The organism is Phenylobacterium sp., assembly GCF_036501465.1.
In the GTDB taxonomy this organism is placed as follows: domain Bacteria; phylum Pseudomonadota; class Alphaproteobacteria; order Caulobacterales; family Caulobacteraceae; genus Phenylobacterium.
Genome location: NZ_DASYAF010000154.1, coordinates 1 through 3880, shown reverse-complemented (window position 1 = coordinate 3880; position 3880 = coordinate 1). Strand labels below are relative to the sequence as shown.

Annotated in this window: 3 protein-coding genes and 1 pseudogene; all 4 read right to left on the bottom strand. The window is 70.1% G+C overall.

The features are described from left to right. Positions 1 to 339: DUF2306 domain-containing protein (locus tag VGL85_RS17525; protein ID WP_331590279.1), on the bottom strand; the 339-nt coding region annotated here is incomplete at its 3' end. A 75-nt stretch (positions 340 to 414) separates the two neighbouring features. Beyond that, positions 415 to 2817, bottom strand: coding sequence for a penicillin acylase family protein (locus tag VGL85_RS17520; protein ID WP_331590278.1), 2403 nt, complete (start codon positions 2815 to 2817; stop codon positions 415 to 417). 257 nt (positions 2818 to 3074) lie between these two features. Then, positions 3075 to 3722: a carboxymuconolactone decarboxylase family protein gene (locus VGL85_RS17515; RefSeq protein WP_331590277.1), complete on the bottom strand. Its 648-nt coding sequence runs from the start codon at positions 3720 to 3722 to the stop codon at positions 3075 to 3077. Further along, positions 3723 to 3880: pseudogene (locus tag VGL85_RS17510) on the bottom strand (VOC family protein); the annotation flags it as partial.

Below are 3880 nucleotides of genomic sequence, written 5' to 3'. Positions count from 1 at the left end.
GGTGTTCCAGGCCAGCACCGCGCCGGTCAGACCGCCGACCAGACAGAGCGTGACGTAGCTGCGCCCGATCAGCCGGTGCAGGGCCGGCCGCCGCGCCCGGATGGAGGCGAAGAACTGCCAGGGGCCGAGCAGCAGCGCCAGACCGGCGCAGCTCGCATGCACGATCAGCCAGCCGAGGCCGGCGCGGTTGTCGGCCGGACCGGGCGGGGCCGGGTGTCCGGTGAGATAGGACAGCCCATAGAGGCCGACGCCGATGCTGAGCGCCAGGATGATCCAGAACCTGATGCCGGTGCGCTGCTTTCCAGCGCCGAGCGCGACGTTTTCACTCGCCATGGCCATGGATGGCTCCCCGATCGGACGGTGCGCCGGGCCCGCCGGCCGATCAAGTGACGGTTGAGTCACAAAAACCCTGGATCAGGGCCCGGGATTCAGCCGGATCACCGTGCGCGCCGCCTGGTCGACCGCGGCGCGGGAATAGAGCAGCGGCACGTACTGGCCGCCGGCCCAGAGCGGGAAGAGGTCGCGATACTGGGCGCTGAACGGGTCGCCGGACTGGCCCGGCGTGTTGATCACCCGGCTGTTGTCCCAGGCGCCGACGTCGAGGACCATGCGCACCGAGGCCCCGGCGATCGCGCCGAAATCCTCCATGCGATAGGTGGCGGCGCGCGGCGTGGTGGCCGAGCCGGGCAGTTCCAGCGGCCCCAGCGTCATCTGGGCGCGGGTCGCCGGATCGGCGGCCGCCGCGGCCGCCGGCACGAAGGTGGCGTGGTGGATGCCGCCCCAGGTCCAGTCGGCCATGTCGGGGCCGAGGCGCGTGTCGAGTTCAACCAAGGCGGACTTGAGGCTGGGAATGAGGACCGCGCTTAGCGGCGGGCCGGAATAGTCGCGCGTTGCGTTCTGAAGCTCGATCTCGCTGATCACGGCGTCCGGCGAGCCGGAGCCTACGATCGCCCGCGCCGCGGCCGGCGTCGCCGCCTGCACCGCCGCGGCGCCCAGGTGCTTGTTCACCCAGACCTCGGCGATGGCGGCGGCGGCGCTGTCTGTCCCGACATGGCCGTCCCAGGCCCTCAGCAGGTCGAGCGCCTGCGACACCCGCGGGTCGGTCGAGGTCAGGCCGCGCAACAGGGCCACGGCGCGCATGTCGGTGATCGAATAGTCGTCGGTCTGCAGCGCCATCGAGTCGGCCAGGCTGACGTGGTCGTTGGCGGCCAGCACCTGTTTGATCCGGTTGGCGCGGGTGGGATCGGACCATTCGAAACTGACCTTGCGCGCCTCGGCCGGATAGCCCGGCGGCAGGTTCAGCTCATTGGCGGTGGCGAACCAGCCCTTGGCGGGATTGTAGGCCGAGGGCAGCTCGTCCTCACTGAGGAAGCCCTTCCACTCGTAGCGGCCGTCGCCGGGCACCGGCATCAGCCCGTCCCAGTTGGGCCGAACCGGCGCGCGGCCTTCGGCGATCCAGCCGATATTGCCGCCGGTGTCGGCATAGACGAAGTTCAAGGTCGCCGCGCCCCAATGCGACAGGGCGCTCCTGAAGTCGGTCCAGTTCGCGGCGGTCAGGTAGCCGGCGGAGCCGAAATAGGCCGCGGTGCCCGGTCCCGACCAGATGGTGCGGATGGCGAAGGCGCGGTGCGCAGCCGGATCGATCTTCAGCACCGGCCCGTGGCGGGTGAAGTCCATCTCGATGTCGCGCGGCGCCTCGCCCTTCACCTCCAGCGTCTGATGGACGACCTGCATGTCCTCCCAGCCGCCGTTGTAGCGGTACTGGCGCGGATTGGCCGGGTTGAGCGCGTAGACATAGAGGTCTTCCTGATCGATCGGGAAGATGGTGATGCCGAAGGCTACTCTGTCGTTGTGGCCGATGGTGACGCCGGGCAGCGCCGGCTCGCCGGCGCCGATCACCGAAAGGCCCGGCGCGGTCAGCTGCACGATATAGCGCAGCGACGGCGCACCCAGGGTCCGGTGCGGATCGTTGGCCAGGATGGGGCGGCCTGTGGCCGTGCGCGAGGGGGCGACCACCCAGTTGTTGGAGCCTTCGGCCGCGGCCTCGGCGGCGAGGTCGGCCAGATGCAGCCGGTCGTCGGCGGCCGCGGTGGTTCCCTTCGGCGCGAAGCTGACGTCCCTGGTGGCCAGCTTGTAGTCGGCCAGCACGTCGGCCGGCACGTCGCACGGATCGAGCCCGGCCGGCGTGGTCAGCGGATGCGGCGGCTCGATCTTGCGGCGCAGACGGTCGGCGCCCAGACCGGCCACGCAGGCCACCCGCGCCCGGGCCACCTCGGAATCGACATTGCGGGTCAGGCCGTTCGAGCGCACCCGGACCACGTCGTCGACGCTCCACGGCTCCGGCGTGCTGCCGGTCAGTTTGAACTCCAGCGGCAGCGGCGCCGCGCCGGCGCGCACCTGCGCCACATAGGCGTTGACCCCGGCCACGAAGGCCTCGGCCTCGGGCCTGGCGTCGGCGCCGTAGGACGCCCACTCGGCCGCCATGTCGCCGCGATAGAGAAAGAGCCGCGCCGCCCGATCCTGCGCCGCGTAGGCCGGGCCGAAACTCGCCGACAGCCGGCCCAGCCCGCGCTTGCGCCACAGGTCGATCTGCCAGAGCCGATCGCGGGCGGCGTTGTAGCCTTGGGCGAAAAAGGCGTCGTGGACGCTGGCCGCATAGATGTGCGCAATGCCCCACTGGTCGACGACAATGTCGACGGGCTTGTCGAGCCCCGGAACCGCGACCTCGCGATGGGTCGCCGACGAAGGCGCCTGGGCGGCGGCCCGGAGCGCTAGAGCCAATGCCGCGCCAAGCGCCAGCAGCACGATCCGTCTCATCAGGCGTCCCCCCATTTGTGGACAAGGATGCGCCGAGGTCGGACATGAGAACAAACGGAAATCGCGCCGCGTCCCTTCTCCCCTCGCGGGAGAAGGTGCCCCCGCGAAGGCGGGGGCGGATGAGGGGCCGCGCCTGTGGTTGGTAAGAGGGCTCCGCGCGGTCGTGGAAGGTTCAGCGCGGCCCCTCATCCGACCGGTCTCCGACCGGCCACCTTCTCCCGCGAGGGGAGAAGGGAGCGTTGGCGCCGCCTTTCTGCTCAGGCCGGCCGCCGCCCGGTATCCAGGAAGTCGCGGGCGCTGAAGTTTTCCGGGGCGGCGACTTCGACGATCGGGTCGTCACGGTCGTCGAATTCGGTGCGCAGGGCCCGGCTCATCACCGCGTGCATGTCGTAGAGGCAGACGATGTAGGTCAGTTCGAGGATCTGCTCGTCGTCGAGGAAGGCTCTGAGCGCCTCGAAAACCGCCTCCGGCGTCCGCCCGGCCTGCAGCGCCAGGCAGTCGGCATAGGCGAGCACGGCCCGCTCCTCGGGCGTGTAGCAGGTCGCCACCTGCCAATGCGGGATGGCCGATATCTTCTCCTCGGCGACATTGAGGCCACGCAAGGATTTGCAGTGCTGGGAGAAGACGAACTGGCTGGCCTTGGCCCAGCCCACCCGCGTCTGGCCCAGTTCGCGCAAGACCGGATCGAGCTTGCGGGCCGGGTCACGATAGAGGGCGAAGCCGCGCACTGCGTGGTCGAACACATCGGGCGAATTGGCGAAGACGGTCCACCAGTCGCCCGGCGTGCCGGTGTCGGTGCCCGGTTCGGCGACCGGATCGCGGTCGCCGAACAACAGATCGTAGGTGCGCGATATGGTCTTGGACGTGACCTCGGCGCGCGGCACCTGGCGCAGGCGTGGCGCCATCTAGACGCCCTGAAGCTGGGCGGCGTGGGCCGGCTGGTGACGCACGTCCTCCGGCGTCAGCTTGCGGGTGAAGGCGGCGAACTCCAGCATGATGCCGTTCGGATCGGTGAAGTAAACCGAGCGGACAAAGACGCCCGGATGCATCTTCCGCGACGCGC